The organism is Pantoea sp. Sc1 (assembly GCF_000255315.1).
GTDB lineage: Bacteria > Pseudomonadota > Gammaproteobacteria > Enterobacterales > Enterobacteriaceae > Pantoea > Pantoea anthophila.
The window spans coordinates 3,125,686-3,144,403 of the sequence record NZ_AJFP01000001.1; the positions used below are offsets into that span (position 1 = coordinate 3,125,686).

Annotated in this window: 14 protein-coding genes and 1 pseudogene; 5 read left to right on the top strand and 10 right to left on the bottom strand. The window is 59.8% G+C overall.

Annotation, left to right across the window (positions count from 1 at the left end; all coding sequences use genetic code 11):
- Positions 1-11 precede the first annotated feature (11 nt).
- From yajC to queA, 3 genes are all read right to left on the bottom strand, one after another.
- Complete coding sequence (gene yajC, locus S7A_RS14570) at positions 12-344, bottom strand: preprotein translocase subunit YajC (protein WP_009091760.1); 333 nt, start codon at positions 342-344, stop codon at positions 12-14.
- A complete protein-coding gene (gene tgt, locus S7A_RS14575) occupies positions 344-1,492 on the bottom strand; it encodes a tRNA guanosine(34) transglycosylase Tgt (RefSeq protein ID WP_009091761.1) in 1,149 nt (382 codons plus the stop codon). The genes yajC and tgt overlap by 1 nt, the downstream gene beginning before the upstream one ends.
- Positions 1,493-1,571: 79 nt before the next feature.
- The gene (gene queA / locus S7A_RS14580; protein WP_009091763.1) at positions 1,572-2,642 is read right to left on the bottom strand and encodes a tRNA preQ1(34) S-adenosylmethionine ribosyltransferase-isomerase QueA; all 1,071 of its coding nucleotides are present in this window, start codon (positions 2,640-2,642) and stop codon (positions 1,572-1,574) included.
- A gap of 103 nt (positions 2,643-2,745) precedes the next feature.
- Between queA and S7A_RS14585 the strand changes: the two genes are divergently transcribed.
- The 3 genes from S7A_RS14585 to S7A_RS14595 all read left to right on the top strand — a co-directional run bounded on the left by S7A_RS14585 (position 2,746) and on the right by S7A_RS14595 (position 5,604).
- Positions 2,746-3,327: an ACP phosphodiesterase gene (locus tag S7A_RS14585; protein WP_009091765.1), complete on the top strand. Its 582-nt coding sequence runs from the start codon at positions 2,746-2,748 to the stop codon at positions 3,325-3,327.
- A gap of 207 nt (positions 3,328-3,534) precedes the next feature.
- Positions 3,535-4,347, top strand: a complete 813-nt coding sequence (locus S7A_RS14590; RefSeq protein WP_009091766.1) for an inositol monophosphatase — start codon at positions 3,535-3,537, stop codon at positions 4,345-4,347.
- Positions 4,348-5,604 (top strand): histidine-type phosphatase, encoded by a 1,257-nt coding sequence (locus S7A_RS14595; protein ID WP_009091768.1) that lies wholly within the window; start codon positions 4,348-4,350, stop codon positions 5,602-5,604. It abuts the gene before it with no gap.
- A gap of 383 nt (positions 5,605-5,987) precedes the next feature.
- Here S7A_RS14595 and proY read toward each other — a convergent pair whose 3' ends face one another.
- The 6 genes from proY to phoB all read right to left on the bottom strand — a co-directional run bounded on the left by proY (position 5,988) and on the right by phoB (position 13,351).
- Positions 5,988-7,340 (bottom strand): proline-specific permease ProY, encoded by a 1,353-nt coding sequence (proY, locus tag S7A_RS14600; protein WP_009091770.1) that lies wholly within the window; start codon positions 7,338-7,340, stop codon positions 5,988-5,990.
- 70 nt (positions 7,341-7,410) lie between these two features.
- Positions 7,411-8,730, bottom strand: a complete 1,320-nt coding sequence (gene brnQ, locus S7A_RS14605) for a branched-chain amino acid transporter carrier protein BrnQ (RefSeq protein WP_009091772.1) — start codon at positions 8,728-8,730, stop codon at positions 7,411-7,413.
- A 392-nt stretch (positions 8,731-9,122) separates the two neighbouring features.
- Positions 9,123-10,229 carry a cobalamin-independent methionine synthase II family protein gene (locus S7A_RS14610; protein ID WP_009091774.1) on the bottom strand — a complete coding sequence of 369 codons (1,107 nt, stop codon included), beginning with the start codon at positions 10,227-10,229 and terminating at the stop codon, positions 9,123-9,125.
- A 164-nt stretch (positions 10,230-10,393) separates the two neighbouring features.
- Positions 10,394-11,314: a PstS family phosphate ABC transporter substrate-binding protein gene (locus tag S7A_RS14615; protein WP_033736598.1), complete on the bottom strand. Its 921-nt coding sequence runs from the start codon at positions 11,312-11,314 to the stop codon at positions 10,394-10,396.
- Between the two features lie 19 nt (positions 11,315-11,333).
- A complete protein-coding gene (gene phoR / locus S7A_RS14620; protein ID WP_009091779.1) occupies positions 11,334-12,647 on the bottom strand; it encodes a phosphate regulon sensor histidine kinase PhoR in 1,314 nt (437 codons plus the stop codon).
- A gap of 14 nt (positions 12,648-12,661) precedes the next feature.
- Positions 12,662-13,351, bottom strand: a complete 690-nt coding sequence (gene phoB, locus S7A_RS14625; RefSeq protein ID WP_009091780.1) for a phosphate response regulator transcription factor PhoB — start codon at positions 13,349-13,351, stop codon at positions 12,662-12,664.
- Between the two features lie 197 nt (positions 13,352-13,548).
- On the opposite strand from phoB, the gene sbcD reads away from it, so the two are divergent.
- Both sbcD and S7A_RS14635 read left to right on the top strand, forming a co-directional pair.
- Positions 13,549-14,745, top strand: a complete 1,197-nt coding sequence (sbcD, locus tag S7A_RS14630; protein WP_009091783.1) for an exonuclease subunit SbcD — start codon at positions 13,549-13,551, stop codon at positions 14,743-14,745.
- Positions 14,742-18,416, top strand: coding sequence for an AAA family ATPase (locus S7A_RS14635; RefSeq protein ID WP_009091785.1), 3,675 nt, complete (start codon positions 14,742-14,744; stop codon positions 18,414-18,416). The genes sbcD and S7A_RS14635 overlap by 4 nt, the downstream gene beginning before the upstream one ends.
- 48 nt (positions 18,417-18,464) lie before the next feature.
- Here S7A_RS14635 and S7A_RS21820 read toward each other — a convergent pair.
- Positions 18,465-18,656: pseudogene (locus tag S7A_RS21820) on the bottom strand (hypothetical protein); the annotation flags it as partial.
- Positions 18,657-18,718: the final 62 nt, after the last annotated feature.

Sequence of the window (18,718 nt, forward strand, 5' to 3'; positions counted from 1 at the left end):
GGAAGAAAGAATTACAGCGCCTTAATGGTGCCTTTAGGCAGCACGGCGGCAACGAAATCACGTTTAATGACCACTTCGTTGGTGTCATTCAGCGCGATAGCGACGTAGCCCGTGTCAGAGACTTTTGTGACGCGACCGACCAGGCCACCGCTGGTCAACACTTCATCGCCCTTTGAGATGGAATCCATCAGCTTCTTGTGCTCTTTCGCACGTTTCTGCTGCGGACGCAGGATCATGAAATAGAAAATCAGACCAAACACCACCAGCATGATCACCAGAGAATACGGACTTCCCTGAGACGGTGCGCCTGCTGCGGCCACGGCGTCAGAAATGAATAAGCTCATTAAATTTCCCTCATTGATGAATTGTCAGACGTTAAAGGCGGAACTTCTTTACCCGTCCGTTGGTAAAACTCAGTTACAAAGCGCTCTAATCTACCCTCTTCGATAGCCTGGCGTAAACCAGCCATCAGACGCTGGTAGTAGCGCAAATTGTGGATAGTATTCAGACGCGCGCCCAGTATTTCGTTACAACGGTCGAGATGATACAAGTAGGCCCGGCTATAATTGCGACAGGTGTAACAGTCACACTCCGCATCCAGTGGCGCGGTGTCATCTTTGTAGCGGGCGTTGCGGATCTTCACCACGCCCTCGGTCACAAACAGATGACCATTGCGCGCATTACGGGTTGGCATCACGCAGTCGAACATATCGACGCCGCGACGGACGCCCTCAACCAGATCTTCAGGTTTGCCAACGCCCATCAGATAACGGGGTTTATCCTGCGGAAGCTGCGGACAGACGTGCTCAAGAATACGGTGCATGTCCTGCTTAGGTTCACCCACCGCCAGGCCGCCCACAGCGTACCCATCAAAGCCAATCTCTACCAGACCTTTAACCGAGACATCTCGTAAATCTTCGTAAACCGAGCCCTGGATAATGCCAAACAGTGCGTTTTTGTTGCCGAGGCTGTCAAAACGGTCACGGCTGCGTCGTGCCCAGCGCAGCGACATCTCCATTGAACGTTTGGCATAGTCCCAGTCCGCCGGATAAGGCGTACACTCATCGAAAATCATCACGATGTCGGAACCGAGGTCATACTGAATCTCCATCGATTTTTCCGGATCGAGGAAGATCGGATCGCCGTTGATCGGGTTACGGAAATGCACGCCCGCTTCGGTGATTTTACGGATGTCGCCCAGGCTGAAGACCTGGAAGCCACCGGAGTCGGTCAGAATTGGCCCTTTCCACTGCATAAAGTCATGCAGATCGCCGTGCAGTTTCATGATCTCCTGACCCGGACGCAGCCAGAGATGGAAGGTATTCCCCAGAATGATCTGCGCGCCGGTATCCTGTACCTCTTCCGGCGTCATGCCTTTGACGGTGCCGTAGGTGCCAACGGGCATAAACGCCGGGGTTTCCACCACGCCGCGATCAAAAATCAGACGGCCACGGCGTGCGCGCCCGTCTGTGGTATCAAGTTCAAATTTCACAAAGCCTCCATCGGAGAAACAGTCCGATGCAGATAGCCTTCTGTCACGCAGAGCGCGATTCCGGCTATCGGTTGATAAATCAGTCGCCCACTTTTTCCAGCGGCGCCTGCGGATTTTTGCTGATAAACATCGCGTCGCCATAACTGAAGAAACGATATTGCTCAGCCACGGCTGCGCGGTACGCGGCCATGGTGTGCTGATACCCGGCGAAGGCCGAGACCAGCATAATCAGGGTCGATTCAGGCAGATGGAAGTTGGTGATGAGCGCGTCGATCACCTGATACTCATAGCCCGGATAGATAAAAATCTGGGTATCGTCGAAGAATGGCGCGATCAGGGCATCCTGGCTCGCTTTGGCTGCGCTCTCCAGCGACCGGACGGAGGTGGTGCCCACCGCAACCACCTTATTGCCGCGCGCCTTGCAGGCCAGCACCGCATCAACCACCTCCTGCGGTACTTCGGCATATTCCGCGTGCATGTGATGCTCTTCGATGGTTTCGACACGCACCGGCTGGAAGGTTCCCGCCCCGACATGCAGCGTCACAAACGCCATCTCAATGCCCTTCTCTTTCAGCGCCTGCAACAGCGGCTCATCAAAATGCAGACCGGCTGTGGGTGCCGCGACGGCCCCCGGACGGGCGCTGTAGACGGTCTGATAAAGCTCGCGGTCGGCCTCTTCGTCCGGCCGATCGATATAGGGCGGCAGGGGCATATGGCCCACGCTGTTCAGAATATCGAGTACCGCGCGCTCATCATCAAATTCAATCTCAAACAGCGCATCGTGGCGGGCCACCATGGTCGCTTTCACGCTCTCATCTTCGCCCAGCAGCAGCGCTGCACCCGGCTTCGGCGCTTTTGAGGCGCGCACATGTGCCAGCACACGCTTGTCGTCGAGCATCCGCTCGACCAGCATCTCGATTTTGCCGCCGCTGGCTTTGCGGCCAAAGACGCGCGCCGGGATCACACGGGTATTGTTGAACACCAGCAGATCGCCTGGATTCAGCTTATCCAGCACGTCGGTAAAGACCCCGTGCGTCAGTGCGCCGCTGGGACCGTCGAGCGACAGCAGACGGCAGCCGCTGCGCTGCGCCTGGGGATAGTGAGCAATCAGGGATTCGGGCAATTCAAAAGCAAAATCGGCGACACGCATTGAAGTGTTCTTTCTCAGGCAAAAACAGGCGGCACAGTTTAGCGGAAAATCGACCAATTCTGAACAGCTGGCTGCGCAAAGGCAGTTCAGCCTATAATGCGGCATGAACTTTCTTGCTCATCTCCATCTGGCTCAGCTGGCCGACAGCTCCCTGCTCGGCAATTTAATGGCTGACTTTGTGCGGGGTAACCCGCACCAGCACTGGTCTGCGCCTGTCGCAGACGGCATCCTCATGCACCGGCGTCTTGACGTCATGACCGACACGCTGCCGGAAGTGCGCAGCGCCCGTCAGCTGTTCCGTGCTGAAACCTATCGCGTGGCCCCGATTACGCTGGACGTCATCTGGGACCATTTTCTGGCCCGTCACTGGCAGCAGTTCATGCCCGGCCAGACGCTGGCGCAGTTTTCTGCCGCCGCCGAGCGCGAAATCGTGCCGCACCTCGCGGAGACGCCGGTCGATTTTCAGGAACTTAACGCGGTGATGTGGCGCGAGCGCTGGTTTGAGCATTATGCCCAGCCCGCGCGGCTGGAGCGGGTTCTCCACGGCATGGCCAGCCGCCGTCCGCGTCTGGCGGCACTGCGCGACTCCTACCAGGATTTCACTGAACACTACGAACAGCTGGAAGCGCTGTTTTTTGTTTTTTATCCGCGTTTAATGGCGCTGGCGACCAGCCGCACCCTGTAAAACCCGATCCTCTGCTGCCGCACCGGGCGGGCGCAGGCGCCTGCCCGCTGAAAAAGCGCGTCGTCCGCCCCTGCGCCATCTTGCCATTGCCCGCTAACTGCGGCTTAATGAAGCCTTTCTTAACAATAGTTACGTTAACAGCACAGCCAGACCGCCTGTTCAGGCGCGCCTTCCGTTCGTTATGGCACAAAATCATAAGAGGAAAAGATGTCATCCGCTTCGCAATCTGAAATTGACGCGCGTTACCGTTACGCCTGCGACATCGCCCGTGCGGCGGGCAGCCGGGCCCTGTCATGGTATCAGCAGCGTCAGACACTGGTGGTGGAACACAAAAGGGATTTACAGGATGTGGTGAGCGAGGCTGACCGCAACGTGGAAGCGCTGCTTAAAACATTAATCGCTGAACGTTTTCCTGACGATGCCGTCTATGGTGAAGAGAGCGGTGGCGAGGTTCAGGGCGCCCCTTTTGTCTGGGTCATCGATCCCATCGACGGCACCGCCTGCTTCGTCAACGGCCTGCCTAACTGGTGCGTGTCGCTGGCGTTGGTCTGCGAGGGCGAACCGGTGATCGGCGTGATCTGCGACCCCAATCATCAGGAGCTGTTTCATGCCCGCAAAAACCACGGGGCGTGGCTCAACGAAAGCCGCCTGCAGGTCCATGCGGCAGAGCGGCTTAACGAAGGGCTGCTGGGTATCAGCAACTCCAGCCGCACCGGCGGCGAAAGCGTCTCGCGCCTCATCACCGGTCTGATTGAGCAGGGTGGCATGTTTATTCGGGTGGGGTCCGGCGCGCTGACCAGCGCCTGGGCTGCTGCTGGACGCCTGATCGGCTATTACGAAGCGCACATGCATCCCTGGGATAGTCTGCCGGGCATTGTCCTGATGCGCGAAGCGGGCGGCGTCACCAACGACTACCTGCGTAACGACGGGCTGAAAAACGGTAATCCGGTTCTGCTGGCCAATGCGGCCCTCTATCCACAGATTAAAGCGCTGGCGGGTAATCCCGCTCTGGATGAGTAGATGATCCGGTTACGGCTGCGTCGGTGCGCCCTTATTCTTGCCGCTCTCTGTCTGCTGAGCACGACGTCACAGGCGGCTGAGTATCAGCTGGAGAAGGTGGTCGAGCTGAGCCGCCACGGCGTGCGGCCACCGACGCCGGGAAACCGCAAAGAGATTGAGGCGGCCAGTGAGCAATCCTGGACGGTGTGGACCACCGCCGATGGGGAGCTGACCGGACATGGCTACAGCGCGGTCGTGAATAAGGGGCGCTGGCAGGGCGAACACTATCGCCAGCTCGGCCTGCTGGCGGCGGGCTGCCCCGATGCGGCGCAGGTCTACGTGCGGGCCAGTCCGTTGCAGCGCACCCGCGCCACCGCGGCGGCACTGACTGACGGCGCCTTTCCCGGCTGCGGCGTGCCGGTGCATCACGTCGCGGGCGAGGTCGATCCCCTGTTTCAGAGCGACAAACTGCCCCTCACCCACATCGATCCCGCCCGGGCGCTGGCGGCTAAGCAGCAGAAGGCAGGCGATCTGGCACAGCGGCAAAAGCAGCTGCAACCGGCAATTCAGCAGCTCAGAGCGGCGGTCTGCCCGCCTGCCTCCCGCTGCACGTTCTTCGATCGCCCCTGGCAGTTCAGACAGACCCGCAACGGCGGCAGTTACGTTGAGGGGCTGAGCGCGATGGCCAGCATGGTGGAGACGCTGCGCCTGGGCTACAGCGAAAATCTGCCGTCTAATCAGCTCGCCTGGGGACACATCACCTCGGCGGCGCAGATCACCTCGCTGCTGCCACTGCTGACCGCAAACTACGACCTCAGTAACGATATCCTCTATCTGGCTCAGCGGCGTGGCTCGATCCTGCTCAGCGCAATGCTGCAGGTGATTGGCTCCAACACGTCGCCGACCCGCTGGTTAATTCTGGTGGCGCATGACACCAATATTGCCATGGTCCGCACGCTGATGGGCTTTGACTGGGCGTTGCCAGGCTATTCACGCGGGAATATTCCGCCGGGCGGCAGTCTGGTGCTGGAGCGCTGGCGCGACACGCGGAGTGGGGAACGTTTTTTGCAGATCTACTTTCAGGCGCAAAGCCTGGATGATCTCCGCCGGCTGCAACCGGTTGATGAAAAACACCCGTTATTACATCAGGCGTGGCATCAGCCTGGCTGCAGGGATACCAGTGTGGGCCTGCTCTGCCCTTATCAATCCACGCTGACACAACTGCGGAAAAACATCGACAACAGCGCTACGCTGCCGGTTTCCGTTATATTGCCCTGAGTCTGTGGCTAATCATATTCAGGCCGCAACAAAAACGCGGTCTGAATAATGTTAATCCCTGTTAATTAGCGCTATTCCGCCCTTTTCTTAATTAAATCCGGCTGGCTTTCAGCGTCCCGCGTTTTGTTTTACGATAGCCCCGTCAATCATCCCTTTATACATTTTTTCCTATAATATTTAGATTCTTTCGGCGACTGGTTTCGCCGTTTTTTATTTCCTTTTACCCTCCCCTTCTCTGGCCATTCAGGCCTGTCTGCCGGGTAATGACTTTTATTCTGCGCTGACAGCGCGTCCTTTGAGAAATTAAGGCGGGAGGAAAAGAGAATGAAGGCGGGAGATTGCCGGTTCTGCTCCCCCGTGAATCGGGAGAGCAGAACGGAAGATTAGCGTGGCTTGCGCACCAGCTTATAGCCCAGCAGCAGCAGCACAATCCACACCATACCTACGTAGAGTGAAATGCGGGTATCGGGGAAATAACCAATCAGGCCGATAATAAAGCAGAGGAAGGCGACGCCGACGCCAGCGGTCCAGCTGCCGCCCGGCAAGGCGAACAGCAGCTTACCGGCCGCCTCTTTGCCAATTTTGCGGCGGAACGCGATCTGCGACAGCAGGATCATGATCCAGACCCACACCGTAGCAAAGGTCGCCAGCGAGGCGATCACCAGGAAGACTTTCTCTGGCATCAGGTAGTTGAGATAGACCGCGATCAGCATGGCGAACATCATCACCACGACCGTCACCCACGGAATGCCGCGTGCGGAAACCTTCATGAAGACCTTCGGCGCATGGCCCTGCTGCGCCATGCCGTGCAGCATACGGCCCACGCCAAAGACATCGCTGTTAATCGCGGAAAGTGACGCGGTCAGCACCACGAAGTTAAGAATCGAGGCGGCTGCAGCGATCCCCAGATGCTGGAAGGTCAGCACAAACGGGCTGCCCGACGTCCCCACCTGGTTCCACGGGTAGATCGACATAATCACAAACAGCGTGCCGACATAAAAGACCAGAATGCGCCATGGCACAGAGTTGATCGCGCGCGGAATCGACTTCTCCGGCTCTTTCGCTTCCCCGGCGGTGATGCCGATGATTTCGATGCCGCCGTAGGCGAACATCACCATCTGCAGCGACAGCAGCATGCCGACCACGCCGTGAGCGAAGAAGCCGCCGTTGGTCCAGAGGTTATGGATACCGGTTGGCTGCCCGCCGTTGCCAATCCCCCAGATAATCATGCCGAAACCGGCCAGAATCATCACGATAATGGTGGCGACCTTGAAGAAGGAGAACCAGAACTCCACCTCGCCAAACACCCTGACGCTCATCAGGTTAACCGCCCCGATGATCAGCACCACGCTCAGCACCCAGATCCAGTGCGGCACCTCCGGGAACCAGACGCCCATATAGATGCCAAACGCCGTCACATCGGCAATCGCCACAATCAGGATTTCAAAACAGTAGGTCCAGCCGGTGATGTATCCGGCCATCGGCCCCAGATAGTCCTGGGCGTAACGGGAGAAGGAGCTGGCCTGAGGATTATTGACCGACATCTCACCCAGCGCGCGCATGATGATGTAAGCCACTGCCCCGCCGATGATATAGGCGAGCAGCACGCTCGGCCCGGCCATTTTAATCGCGTCAGCGGAACCGTAAAAGAGCCCGGTGCCAATCGCCGATCCCAGCGCCATAAAGCGGATATGGCGCGTGCTCAGTCCGCGTTTGAGCTTATTGGTTTCTTGCATAACAACCTGTACCTGTGAAATGAAAAAACCACGGGCAAGCCCGTGGTTAAAGAAAAAACCGTGCTGACTGTTACGAGTGAGCCGTTACCTGTTCAGGCCCTTTCACCCGATCAACCACAGCGGCAATCAACAGCATCACCAGCGACGGCGGCAGCCAGGCGAGACCCTGGTCAGCCAGCGGCAGATGCTGGCTGAAAGCCGGCAGCAAATCTTTAAACCCGGTCGTTTTAATCGCATCGACAATGCCAAACAGCAGGCTTACCAGCATTGCAGGCGCGATAATCCGGCTGCTCTTGTTCCACCAGTTGAGGGTGAAACTCAGCACCACCAGCACGATACAGGGCGGATAGATCGCCGTCAGTACCGGGATGGAGATCTGAATCAGGTGGCTCAGGCCGAGATTCGACACCACCATAGAGAACAGACCCAGAATAAACACCAGCGTTTTATACGATAACGGCAGGTATTGCGCAAAAAATTCCGCACAGGCACAGGTCAGGCCCACCGCGGTCACCATGCAGGCGACGAAGATCAGGGCGGCCAGGAAGAAGCTGCCCATGTTGCCAAAGGTGTGCTGAACATAGGCGTGCAGAATCGCTGCGCCGTTAGCGTTTTGATCCACCAGCGCGCCGCTGCCCGCCCCCAGTTTAAACAGGCAGAGGTAGACCAGCGTCAGGCCCAGACCGGCAATCAGTCCTGCCAGTACGGTATAACGGGTCAGCAGTGCGGCATTGTCCACGCCACGCGAACGGGCGGCGTTAACAATCACGATGCCAAACACCAGCGCGCCCAGGGTATCCATGGTCAGGTAACCGTTGACGAAACCGCTGGAGAAGGCCGCTCGCTGATAATCAGCCGTGGCGGTGATCGTCCCGCCTGCCGGCCACAACAGCGCGGCGACGCCCAGTATGGTCAGCGCAACGATTTTCAGGGGTGCCAGGAAGTGCCCTACCGTGTCGAGCAGCTTGCCGGGATAGAGCGACACGCCAATCACCAGCACAAAGTAGATCAGGCTGTAGATAAACAGCGGCAGCGCGCCTTCACCGGTCAGGGGGGCGATGCCCATCTCAAACGAGACCGTCGCCGTTCGCGGGGTGGCAAACAGGGGCCCGACCGCCAGATAGCAGACGGTGGCCAGCACGATGCCAGCCACCTTGCCGATCGGGCTGCTGAGCGCATCCACGCCGCCGCCGACACGGGCCAGCGCGATCACGGTCATCACGGGCAGACCCACAGCGGTAAGCAGAAATCCGATAGCGGCAGTCCAGACGTGTTCGCCAGACTGAATACCCACCATAGGAGGGAAAATGATGTTGCCCGCGCCAACAAACAGGGCGAATGTCATAAAGCCCAGCGCGAGAATGTCCTTCGAAGTTAAACGATGTGTCATACGGCCTGTCACTGATGTTGCGGTGGAAGTTGGGTTTGTGTTGTCCCCCTCGCTGCATATAAGCCGCGACCTGACTGAGTGTCTCAGCGCATTATGCTCGTCGCAGGGAAAAGTGCAGGTGATTTGAGCTGCTTTTATTCTGTTCACAGAGGGATGGATCGACAACGGCGCTAAGTAAAACGTTTATAGCGGAGAAAGGCAATACGGGATCGGAAAACCAGAAGCTTATCCCGCCATTTTTTCAAATGACAGAGGATAGCGTTGATTTTTGGCACAGGCACACAAGATGATGTGCCTGAAAAACAGACAGACGGTGGGAAATATCCGCATAAACGCACCGGCAGATACACAAAAGGCGCGTTTTACGCGCCTGTCTGCACAACGTTACAGCCTTACCAGACCTGTTTCGCGATATCGACAACCAGTCGAATCTTCTGCCACTGCTCGGCTTCGCTGAGGCTGTTGCCCTCTTCGGTCGACGCAAAGCCGCACTGCGGGCTGAGGCAGATCTGCTCCAGACTCACAAACTGCGCCGCCTCCTCCAGCCGGGATTTCACCTGCACCGGATCTTCCAGCTCTCCCACTTTCGTGGTGATCAGCCCCAGCACCACCTGCTGATGACCGGGCTTGATGAAGCGCAGGGGCTCGAAGCCGCCGGAACGGGCATTGTCATACTCCAGGAAGAAAGCATCTACGTTAACGCTGCCGAACAGGATTTCAGCGACCGGTCCGTAACCGCCCTCTGAGATCCAGGTTGAGCGGAAATTACCGCGACAGACATGCAGACCCACGGTCAGATCGGCCGGTTTATCCTCCAGCGCTTTGTTCAGCACCCGGGCATAGGTCTGCGCCAGCTGCGCCGGATCGTCACCACGCGCCCGGATATCCCGTTTCTGATCTTCCGAGCAGAGGTAAGCCCAGACGGTATCATCCAGCTGCAGATAACGACAGCCCGCCGCGTAAAACGCCTGAATCGCCTGTTTGTAGGTCTGCGCCAGATCGTCGAAATAGTCCGCCAGATCGGGATAGACCTCCGCGTCGATCACTTTGCGACCGCCACGAAAGTGCAGCACGCTGGGGCTGGGAATGGTCATCTTCGGCACCGCATCACCGGCAATGCTCTGCAGGAAGCGGAAATGGTCCAGCATCGGGTGATCGGCCGGAAAGCCGAGCTTGCTTACCACTTTCACACCGTGCGCTTTGGTCTGCACGCCATTGAACTGAATGCCCTGCTCCGCTTCATAGCTCTCGACGCCGTCCAGGCCGTAGAAGAAATCGAAGTGCCACCAGCCGCGACGAAACTCACCGTCAGTCACGACTTTCAGGCCGTTCTCACGCTGCTTAGCCACCACATCACGGATGGCCTCATCTTCCACCTGACGCAGCGCTGCCGCATCAATCTCGCCGGCCGCAAACTGTTCGCGCGCCTGTTTAATCGCGGCGGGACGGAGGAAGCTGCCAACGGTATCGGCACGGAACGGGGCGGTTTCTCTTTGCATGATCACTCCTGTCTCTCCTGCCAATCATTGCGGCAGGAAATAATTGCACTCTGATATAAATAGCCATCTGGATGGCTATATGTCTGAATGCAGAGTGACATGAGTCGCCTCTGTCTGCAACTGAAGAAAATTCAGCGATGATGAAAAAAATTCAACTTAGAGGATTACTGCAGGGCTGCACGCGCCTGCGCCATCTGCGTGTCAGAGAGCGGCAGGTAGCCCGCTTCACTGACCCGACGCTGTCCCTGCGCGGAAAGCACCTGCTGCAGAAACGCGGCCACCAGCGGCGGCAGCGGCTTACCGGGCGCTTTATTGACATAGAGATAGAGCGGACGCGCCCAGGGATAGCGGCCACTGCGGATAGCCTCCGCATCCGGGGCAATCGCCTGCCCCTGATCGTTCTTCACCGCCAGCATTTTGACGCCGCTGAGATGAAAGCCAAAACTGGCGTAGCCAATGCTGCGCGGGTTCCCGGCTACCGCCTGCACCACCGCAGCCGAGCCGGGAAACTCCGCCACGTCGCGGCGAAAATCGCCCTTGCAGAGCGCCTGCTGCTTGAAGAAACCCCAGGTGCCGGAGGCGGAGTTGCGGCCATAGCGCTGAATCGGCCGTTTACGCCACTCAGCGCCGGTTAAGCCAAGATCGCCCCAGAACCGCGGCACGCTGTGTGCACCGCACAGGCGGGTCACAGAAAAGAGGGCATCAAGCTGCGAGGGCGCAATCTGTTGCAGCGGATTGCGCTGGTTGACCACGACGACCAGCGCATCCATGGCCACCGGCACCGCCAGCGGCGGGTAGCCGTAGCGCGCTTCAAACGCCTGGCGTTCATCCGCCTGCATCGGGCGGCTCATCGGGCCAAGCTGCGCCGCCCCCGCCGCCAGCGCGGTCGGGGCCGTAGAGGAGCCGGAGGCCTGCACCTGCACATTGACGCCCGGAGCCTGACGGCTGAAATCCTCGCTCCAGAGGGTCATCAGATAGCCCAGCGTATCAGACCCGACACTGCTGAGATTGCCGGCGAGCGTGCCGGGCTGAGCCAGCGCCAGACCCGGCAGCAGCGTAATGAGGAAGAGAAGAAGCAGGCGCATGGCAGAGTTCCGGCAGCGGTTAATGAACGGCATTCTCCTGCATCACGCTGCTGACAATCAACCTTGCCGGCAGCGTAAAGGTAAAGCAGGTCTCCTTATGCGGCACGCTGGTGATATCGAGCCGCGCGTTGTGGTGGCTCAGGGCATGTTTCACAATCGCCAGCCCCAGCCCGCTGCCACCGGTGGCGCGTGAGCGCGCCTTGTCAACCCGGTAGAAGCGCTCGGTCAGCCGCGGGATGTGTTCCGGCGCGATCCCCGGCCCGTTGTCACAGACCCGGAAAATCGCGCCCTGTTTGCCGCGCAGCCAGCTGATATCGATCCGCGTGCCCTCTGGCGTGTGGTTCACCGCGTTGTAAACCAGATTGGAGATGGCGCTGCGCAGCTGTTCATCGTTGCCGAACACTTTCAGATGGGGATCGGTGTGGAAATGGATGTCGTGGCGGCCGCCGCTCAGCGTCGCGGCTTCATGCTGTAGCAGTTTCAGCATCACCGGCACATCGACCTTCTCTTTCAGGTCGATCGCCGGGGCCGCTTCGATGCGCGACAGCGTCAGCAGCTGCTTAACCAGACTGTCCATGCGGCGCGTCTGCTCCGACATGGTGTGCAGCGCTTTGCTGCGCGAAGGTTCGCTCATCACTGAGTCGTTCATCATCTCCAGATAGCCCTGCAGCACCGTGAGCGGGGTGCGCAGCTCATGACTGACATTGGCAAAGAAGTTGCGGCGCGCCCCTTCCAGCTGATGCATCTGCGTCACATCGCGCGCCACCAGCAGCCACTGCCCTTCACTGTAGGGCATGACGCGAAATTCCATGTGCAGTTTATTGTTCAGCACCAGCGTCAGGGGTTTATCAAAATCGCGCTGGCGAAGATAGCGGGAGAATTCGGGGTAACGCAGCAGGTTGAGGATATTCTGGCCATTATCTTCCGGCCAGCGCAGGCCAAGGTGCTGCTGCGCCAGTCCGTTGCACCAGAAAATGGTGCCCTCTTCGGTGGTGAGGATGACCGCATCCGGCAGCGATTCGGCACCGCTGCGGAAACGCTTAATCAGATTGCCCAGTTCGCGCCGCCGCCGCCGGTTGCGCAGCTGCATCTGGTAAAGCCCATAGAAGAGCGGCTCCCAGCTGGCACGCCCGGCAGGCGGCGTCATGGTGCGGTCGAGCCACAGCCAGTGTGACAGCCGCATCAGATTATGAAAATGCCACAGCAGCACCAGCAGCACGCTCAGCAGCAGCCACCAGGCCAGCCCGCCAAACAGCAGGCCCGGCAGCAGCGCGGGCAGACAGGCCAGCAGCAGTTCTGTCAGTAATCTCTTCCAGGAGAGGCGTTCCAGCACGGTAAAGGCTCCGTTCAGTAGCGGGCAGAGAAACGATACCCTGTTCCGCGAACGGTTTGTACCATGCGATCGTGGCCGGAGATCTCCAGCGCTTTACGTAAACGGCGGATGTGAACATCAACGGTGCGATCTTCCACATACACATTGGTGCCCCAGACGTGGTTCAGCAGCTGTTCGCGACTGTAAACGCGCTCCGGGTGCGTCATAAAGAAGTGCAGCAGCTTATATTCGGTCGGGCCCATCTCCAGCGGCGTGGTTTCGGACATCACGCGATGCGACGAGGGGTCCAGACTCAGCCCCTGCATCTCGATCACTTCTTCCACCGCCATTGGTGAAATACGGCGCATCACCGCTTTAATGCGCGCCATCAGCTCTTTAGGGGAAAAAGGCTTGGTAATGTAGTCATCCGCGCCCACTTCCAGCCCGCGCACCCGATCTTCCTCTTCGCCACGGGCGGTCAGCATCATGACCGGAATGTCGCGCGTCATCGCCTCACGCTTCAGGTGTTTGATAAACTGAATGCCGCTGCCGCCCGGTAACATCCAGTCCAGCAGAATCAGATCGGGCCAGGGTTCGATCAGCCTGGCCACGGCGCTGTCATAATCTTCCGCCTCGATTGGCTGATAGTCGTTCTGCTCCAGAACAAAACACAACATTTCACGGATGGGGGCTTCATCCTCCACAACCAAAATGCGCTTAGCCATTATTTCTCCTGCTGATTATGACGGCTGTCACTGAGATTCGCGGCGCCATTATGCGTCAGATTTGTGACACTTTTATGAAAAACATAACCTGCCTGTAACCACATAGGTAATCAATTATGACAGTGCAGCGACTCTTTTTTGCTTTGGCCGCAGAGCCAGTATAATCGCCGGGCGAATCACAACGGCAGGGACTCATCATGCGCATTATTCACACTGCGGACTGGCATCTGGGGCAGTTCTTCTACAACAAAAGCCGGGCGGCCGAACATCAGGCGTTTCTCGACTGGCTGTTGATCCAGATTGAACAGCATCAGGTGGATGCGCTGATTATCGCCGGCGATCTGTTTGATACCGGCACGCCGCCCAGCTACGCGCGCGAAATGTTCAACCGTTTTGTGGTAGCGCTGCAGCCCAGCGGCTGTCAGCTGATTGTCCTGGCGGGCAACCACGACTCCGTGGCGACGCTGAATGAGTCACGCGAGCTGCTCGCCTGTCTCAATACCCGGGTGATCGCCACCCCGCAGGACGATGATGTGCTGCTGCTCAACACCCGTCAGGGTGAACCGGGGGCGCTGCTCTGTGCGATTCCCTACCTGCGCCCGCGCGACATCCTGCGCAGCCGGGCGGGTCAGTCGGGACGCGACAAACAGACCTCGCTGCTGGAGGCGATCGCTCACCACTATCAGCAGCGTTTCGCCGCAGCACAGGCACTGGGCCATACGCTACCGGTGATCGCCACCGGTCACCTCACCACCGTCGGCGTCAGCCAGAGCGATTCGGTGCGTGACATCTATATCGGCACGCTGGACGCCTTCCCGGCCAGCGCCTTTCCCGCCGCCGACTACATTGCGCTGGGCCATATTCATCGCGCGCAGTGCGTCGCCGGCAGCGAGCATATCCGCTACAGCGGCTCACCGATCCCGCTGAGTTTTGATGAGCTGAGCAGTGAAAAAAGCGTCTTCCTGCTGGAGCTGACGGCCAGCGGCCTGCAGGCGGTCACCCCGCTGGTGGTGCCGCAGACTCAGCCGATGCAGGCGCTGAAAGGATCGCTGGCGCAGATCGCTGAACAGTTAAACGCCTTCAGCGGGCAGCAGCCGGAGAAACCGATCTGGCTCGATATCGAAGTCACGACCCAGGAGTACCTCAGCGATCTGCAACGGCAGGTGGAAACGCTGACCGCCACGCTGCCCGTCGAGGTGCTGCTGTTGCGCCGCAGCCGTGAACAGCGGCAGCAGAGCCTGGCGCGGCTTGACAATGAAACCCTGAGCGAGCTGAAGGTGGAAGAGGTCTTCGCCCGCCGGCTGGCGCTGGATGAGGGCTTAGAGGCGGAGCAGATCGATCAGATGACCACCCTGTTTCGTCAGACGCTGGCCGCCATGGAAGAGACCCAATGAAGATCCTTACGCTACGTTTTAAAAATCTGAATGCCCTGCGCGGTGAATGGTTTATCGATTTCCGCGCCGAACCTTTTGCCAGCAACGGCCTGTTCGCCATTACCGGTGCCACCGGTGCCGGGAAAACCACCCTGCTGGACGCCATCTGCCTGGCGCTCTACCACCAGACGCCGCGCCTGGGCGCGATCTCCCAGAGCCAGAACCCGCTGATGACCCGCGACTGCGCGGAGTGTCTGGCTGAGGTGGAGTTTGAGATTAAGGGTGAGGCCTGGCGCGCCTTCTGGAGTCAGAACCGCGCCCGCGGTGCCGCCGACGGCAAGCTGCAGGCCCCGCGCGTTGAGCTGGCACGCTGCGCCGACAACACCATCGTGGCCGATAAGGTGGGTGACAAGCTGAAGCTGACGGAAACCCTCTCCGGGCTCGATTTTGAACGCTTCACCCGCTCGATGATGCTCTCTCAGGGCCAGTTCGCCGCGTTTCTCAATGCCAGAGCCAGTGAACGCGCCGAACTTCTCGAAGAGCTGACCGGCACCGAAATCTACGGCCTGATCTCAGCCGCCATTTATGAGCGCCACAAAGAGGCGAAAACCCAGCTGGACCTGCTGCGCAGCCAGGCAGGCGCGATGACCCTGCTGGAGAGTGAGGCGCGCGAGGCGCTGCAACGGCAGCTGACCGGGCTGACCCAGGCGGAACAGCAGCTCAGCAGCCACTATCAGCAGGCGCAACAGCAACAGCAGTGGCAGCAACAGGCGCAGCAGCTGCAGCGGGAGAGTGAGCAGGCGGAGGCGGCGGTGCAGCAGGCCAGCGCGGCCTTACAGGCCGCTGAGCCCGATCGCCAGCGGCTGGCACGCAGCGAACCGGCTGAAAAACTGCGGGGCGCGCTGCAGCAGCGCGACGCCCTGCGTACCGAGCATCAGCAGGTCTCGCATCGCTGTCAGCAGCTCACGGATCAGCAGCAGCAGGCGCAGAGCCAGCATCAGCAGCATCAGCAGCGCTATGCGGCCACCCAGCTTGCCCGCCAGCAGGCACAGCAGGAACAGCAGCAGCAGGAGACCCTGCTGACGGAACAGGTGTTGCCGCTGGATCAGCGCATCAGCGCCCTGCAGCAGCACAATGAGGAGCAGCAGCAGGAAAACGCCCGTCAGCAACAGCATCTTGATCAGACTCAGGCAACCCTGGCGGAGCAGACCCGTCAGGTGACCCGCCTGAAGCAGGCGATGGCTGAACAGCATCAGTTACGTGAGCAGTTGACCGATCTGGCGCACTGGGGTGCTTCGCTGCCGCTGTGGCAGGAGAATTTTGCCCTGCTGGCACAGCGTGAAGCGACGCTGGCGGGACTGACGCAACAGCGCAATCAGCAGCAGCAGCAGATCGCCACGCAGCAGGCGGAACAGCAGCAGCAGGCCCGACAGGCACTGCCGCGCCAGCAGGCGGAGCAACAGGCCCGCGAGTCGCTGTCGCAGGCGGAGCAAGCACTAACTTCGCTTCAGGAGCAGCATCCGCCTGCCGCACTGCGTCAGGCGTTAAGCCAGTTGCAGAGCAGCCGTCCGGCGCGTCAGCAACTGCTGCTGCTCTCAACGCAGTGGCAGCCGCTGCACCAGCAGCTGGACCAGCGCCAGCAAAGGCTAAATGCACTGGAAAAAGCGCATCAGCAGAGTGAAGCGGAATTGCAGACGCTGCGCGAGACGTGGAAACGCGAAAAACAGCAGCTGGATGATGTGGAAAAAATCTGCGCGCTGGAGCAGCAGATTGTCGATCTCAGCGACTACCGCGCCCGGCTCACCGCCGATCAGCCCTGCCCGCTGTGCGGCTCCTGCACCCATCCCGCCGTCGGGGCCTACAGCACACTGGAAGTCAGTGCTAACCAGCAGCGCCGGGCTGCGCTGCAACAACAAACCGAGGCACTGCGCGAAGCGGGCACGGCAAAAAACGAACAGCTGAAGCAGTCTGCGGTACAGCAGCAGACGCTGCGCGAGGAAATCGCCGGGATGCAGCAACAGCTTGAGCAGCTTGAGCAGCAATGGCAGGTTCTGAGCGGTGAGCTGGCACTTACTTTCCCGCTTGCCGATCGCGAGGCCTTAGCCACGTGGCAGCAGCAGCAAAGCGACCGTGAAAGTCAGCTTGAGCAGCAGCGACAGGCTCAGGAAGCCGCTCAACAGGCGCGTCAGGCTGCGAAAGATCACCATCTTCAGCAGCTACAGGCCTGGCAGCAGCAGCAGCAGGCCGAACAGCTGGCGCAGCAGTCGCTGACCAGCCTGCTACAGGCGCTGGATGTGCTGCAACAGCGTCAGCAGCAGGAACAGCAGGCCTGGGAGCAGTTGCAGAGCCGTCTGGAGCAGCAGTTCAGCGCACACCATCTTGTCCTGCCTGCTGCCGCCGATCGCGCTGCGTGGCTGGCGGAGCAACAGCGGCGCTGGCAGCGCTGGCAGGAGAGTGAGCAGTTGCTCGCTAACCTGCAGCCGCAGCTGTTGAAAGGGGAAACCCAGCTCACTGCCCTGCTGCAGCAGGCTGAACAGGAACAGCAGCAGCTCACGACTCGTCAGCAACAGCAGCAGCAGAGCCAGGCGCAGCTCAGCGAAATGCGTCAGCAGCGTCTGGCGCTGTTTGGCGATCGCGAGGTCACCCTCGCCCGTCAGCAGCTGCAGGCCCGCGTTCAGCACGCCGATGAACAGCTGGCACAGCAGCTCACCGCGCTGCAACAGGCGCAGGCCGAGGTCAGTCGCCTGCAGGGTGAGCTGGCGGGGCTGGAAAATCAGCGTCAGACCCTCAGCAGCAAACTGGCAGAGGCGGAAAGCACACTGCAGCAGTCACTGGCGCGCGCCGGATTTGCCGATGAAGCCAGCCTGCGCGCGGCGCTGCTGGATGAGCAGACTGCACTGCAACTGCGCCAGCAGCTGCAGCAGCTCGATCAGCAGTACCAGCAGCAGCAGGCGCGACGGGCGGATCTGCGTCAGCGGCTCAGCGCCCATCAGCAGGCAAAGCCCGACGCGATGCCGGAATCTGCGGAAGCGCTGGCGCAGCAGCTGGAGCAGTTACGGCTGGCGCTGCGCGACAACGCCAGCCAGCAGGGTCAGATTCAGCAGCAGCTGCACAGCGACGCCAGCCTGCGTGCCCGGCAGCAGAGTCTGATGACACAGATAGAACAGGATGGGGTGGCGCTGGCGCAGTGGAGCCTGCTCAACGACCTGATCGGCTCCGCCAGCGGCGATAAATTCCGGCGTTTCGCCCAGGGGCTGACGCTGGATCATCTGGTCGCGCTCGCTAACCGTCAGCTTGACCGGCTGCATGGCCGCTATCTGCTGCAGCGGCGGGCGCAGGATCAGCTGGAGCTGGATGTGGTTGACACCTGGCAGGCTGATGCCGCGCGCGATACCCGCACCCTGTCGGGCGGGGAGAGCTTTCTGGTCAGTCTGGCGCTGGCCCTGGCGTTATCCGACCTGGTCAGCCACAAAACGCGCATCGAATCGCTCTTTCTGGATGAAGGATTCGGCACGCTGGATGCCCAGACGCTCGACACCGCGCTGGATACCCTGGATGCGCTCAACGCCAGCGGCAAAACCATCGGGGTGATCAGCCACGTCGAGGCGATGAAGGAGCGTATCCCGGTGCAGATTAAAGTGCGCAAGATGAACGGGCTGGGTTACAGCCAGCTGGAGCTGCCCCAGGGATAACGGGCGCGTCAGCCGGGAGGTTAAGCGATGCGCGGCGCTGACATCCGGCGAGCCGTTATCCGCAGGCAGCACCAGAATCAAGGCGGGTTTGCTGGCATGGAAGGCACTGCCCGCCGTCAACCAGGAGAGTGCCGCAAAGGCCTGTTTTCTGCCTTTCTCATCCAAAACGTGAAAGAGAGATCGTCCGCACCGGGGCGATAAATTCTGGTTCTGCTGACAGTCGGAGGAATGCCATAGCATTCAGCAGGCCGGTCTGTAGACTGTCGGCAGCAGACCGGAAGATCTTTAAGGGGAGATGGGCC

What these genes read in the sequence shown, in the direction of transcription:
- phoB (WP_009091780.1), bottom strand. Translation starts at nt 13,351, where the DNA reads ATGGCTAAGCGCATTTTGGTTGTGGAGGATGAAGCCCCCATCCGTGAA.
- S7A_RS14615 (WP_033736598.1), bottom strand. Translation starts at nt 11,314, where the DNA reads ATGCGCCTGCTTCTTCTCTTCCTCATTACGCTGCTGCCGGGTCTGGCG.
- S7A_RS14635 (WP_009091785.1), top strand. Translation starts at nt 14,742, where the DNA reads ATGAAGATCCTTACGCTACGTTTTAAAAATCTGAATGCCCTGCGCGGT.
- S7A_RS14585 (WP_009091765.1), top strand. Translation starts at nt 2,746, where the DNA reads ATGAACTTTCTTGCTCATCTCCATCTGGCTCAGCTGGCCGACAGCTCC.
- sbcD (WP_009091783.1), top strand. Translation starts at nt 13,549, where the DNA reads ATGCGCATTATTCACACTGCGGACTGGCATCTGGGGCAGTTCTTCTAC.
- yajC (WP_009091760.1), bottom strand. Translation starts at nt 344, where the DNA reads ATGAGCTTATTCATTTCTGACGCCGTGGCCGCAGCAGGCGCACCGTCT.
- brnQ (WP_009091772.1), bottom strand. Translation starts at nt 8,730, where the DNA reads ATGACACATCGTTTAACTTCGAAGGACATTCTCGCGCTGGGCTTTATG.
- S7A_RS14595 (WP_009091768.1), top strand. Translation starts at nt 4,348, where the DNA reads ATGATCCGGTTACGGCTGCGTCGGTGCGCCCTTATTCTTGCCGCTCTC.
- S7A_RS14610 (WP_009091774.1), bottom strand. Translation starts at nt 10,229, where the DNA reads ATGCAAAGAGAAACCGCCCCGTTCCGTGCCGATACCGTTGGCAGCTTC.
- proY (WP_009091770.1), bottom strand. Translation starts at nt 7,340, where the DNA reads ATGCAAGAAACCAATAAGCTCAAACGCGGACTGAGCACGCGCCATATC.
- queA (WP_009091763.1), bottom strand. Translation starts at nt 2,642, where the DNA reads ATGCGTGTCGCCGATTTTGCTTTTGAATTGCCCGAATCCCTGATTGCT.
- S7A_RS14590 (WP_009091766.1), top strand. Translation starts at nt 3,535, where the DNA reads ATGTCATCCGCTTCGCAATCTGAAATTGACGCGCGTTACCGTTACGCC.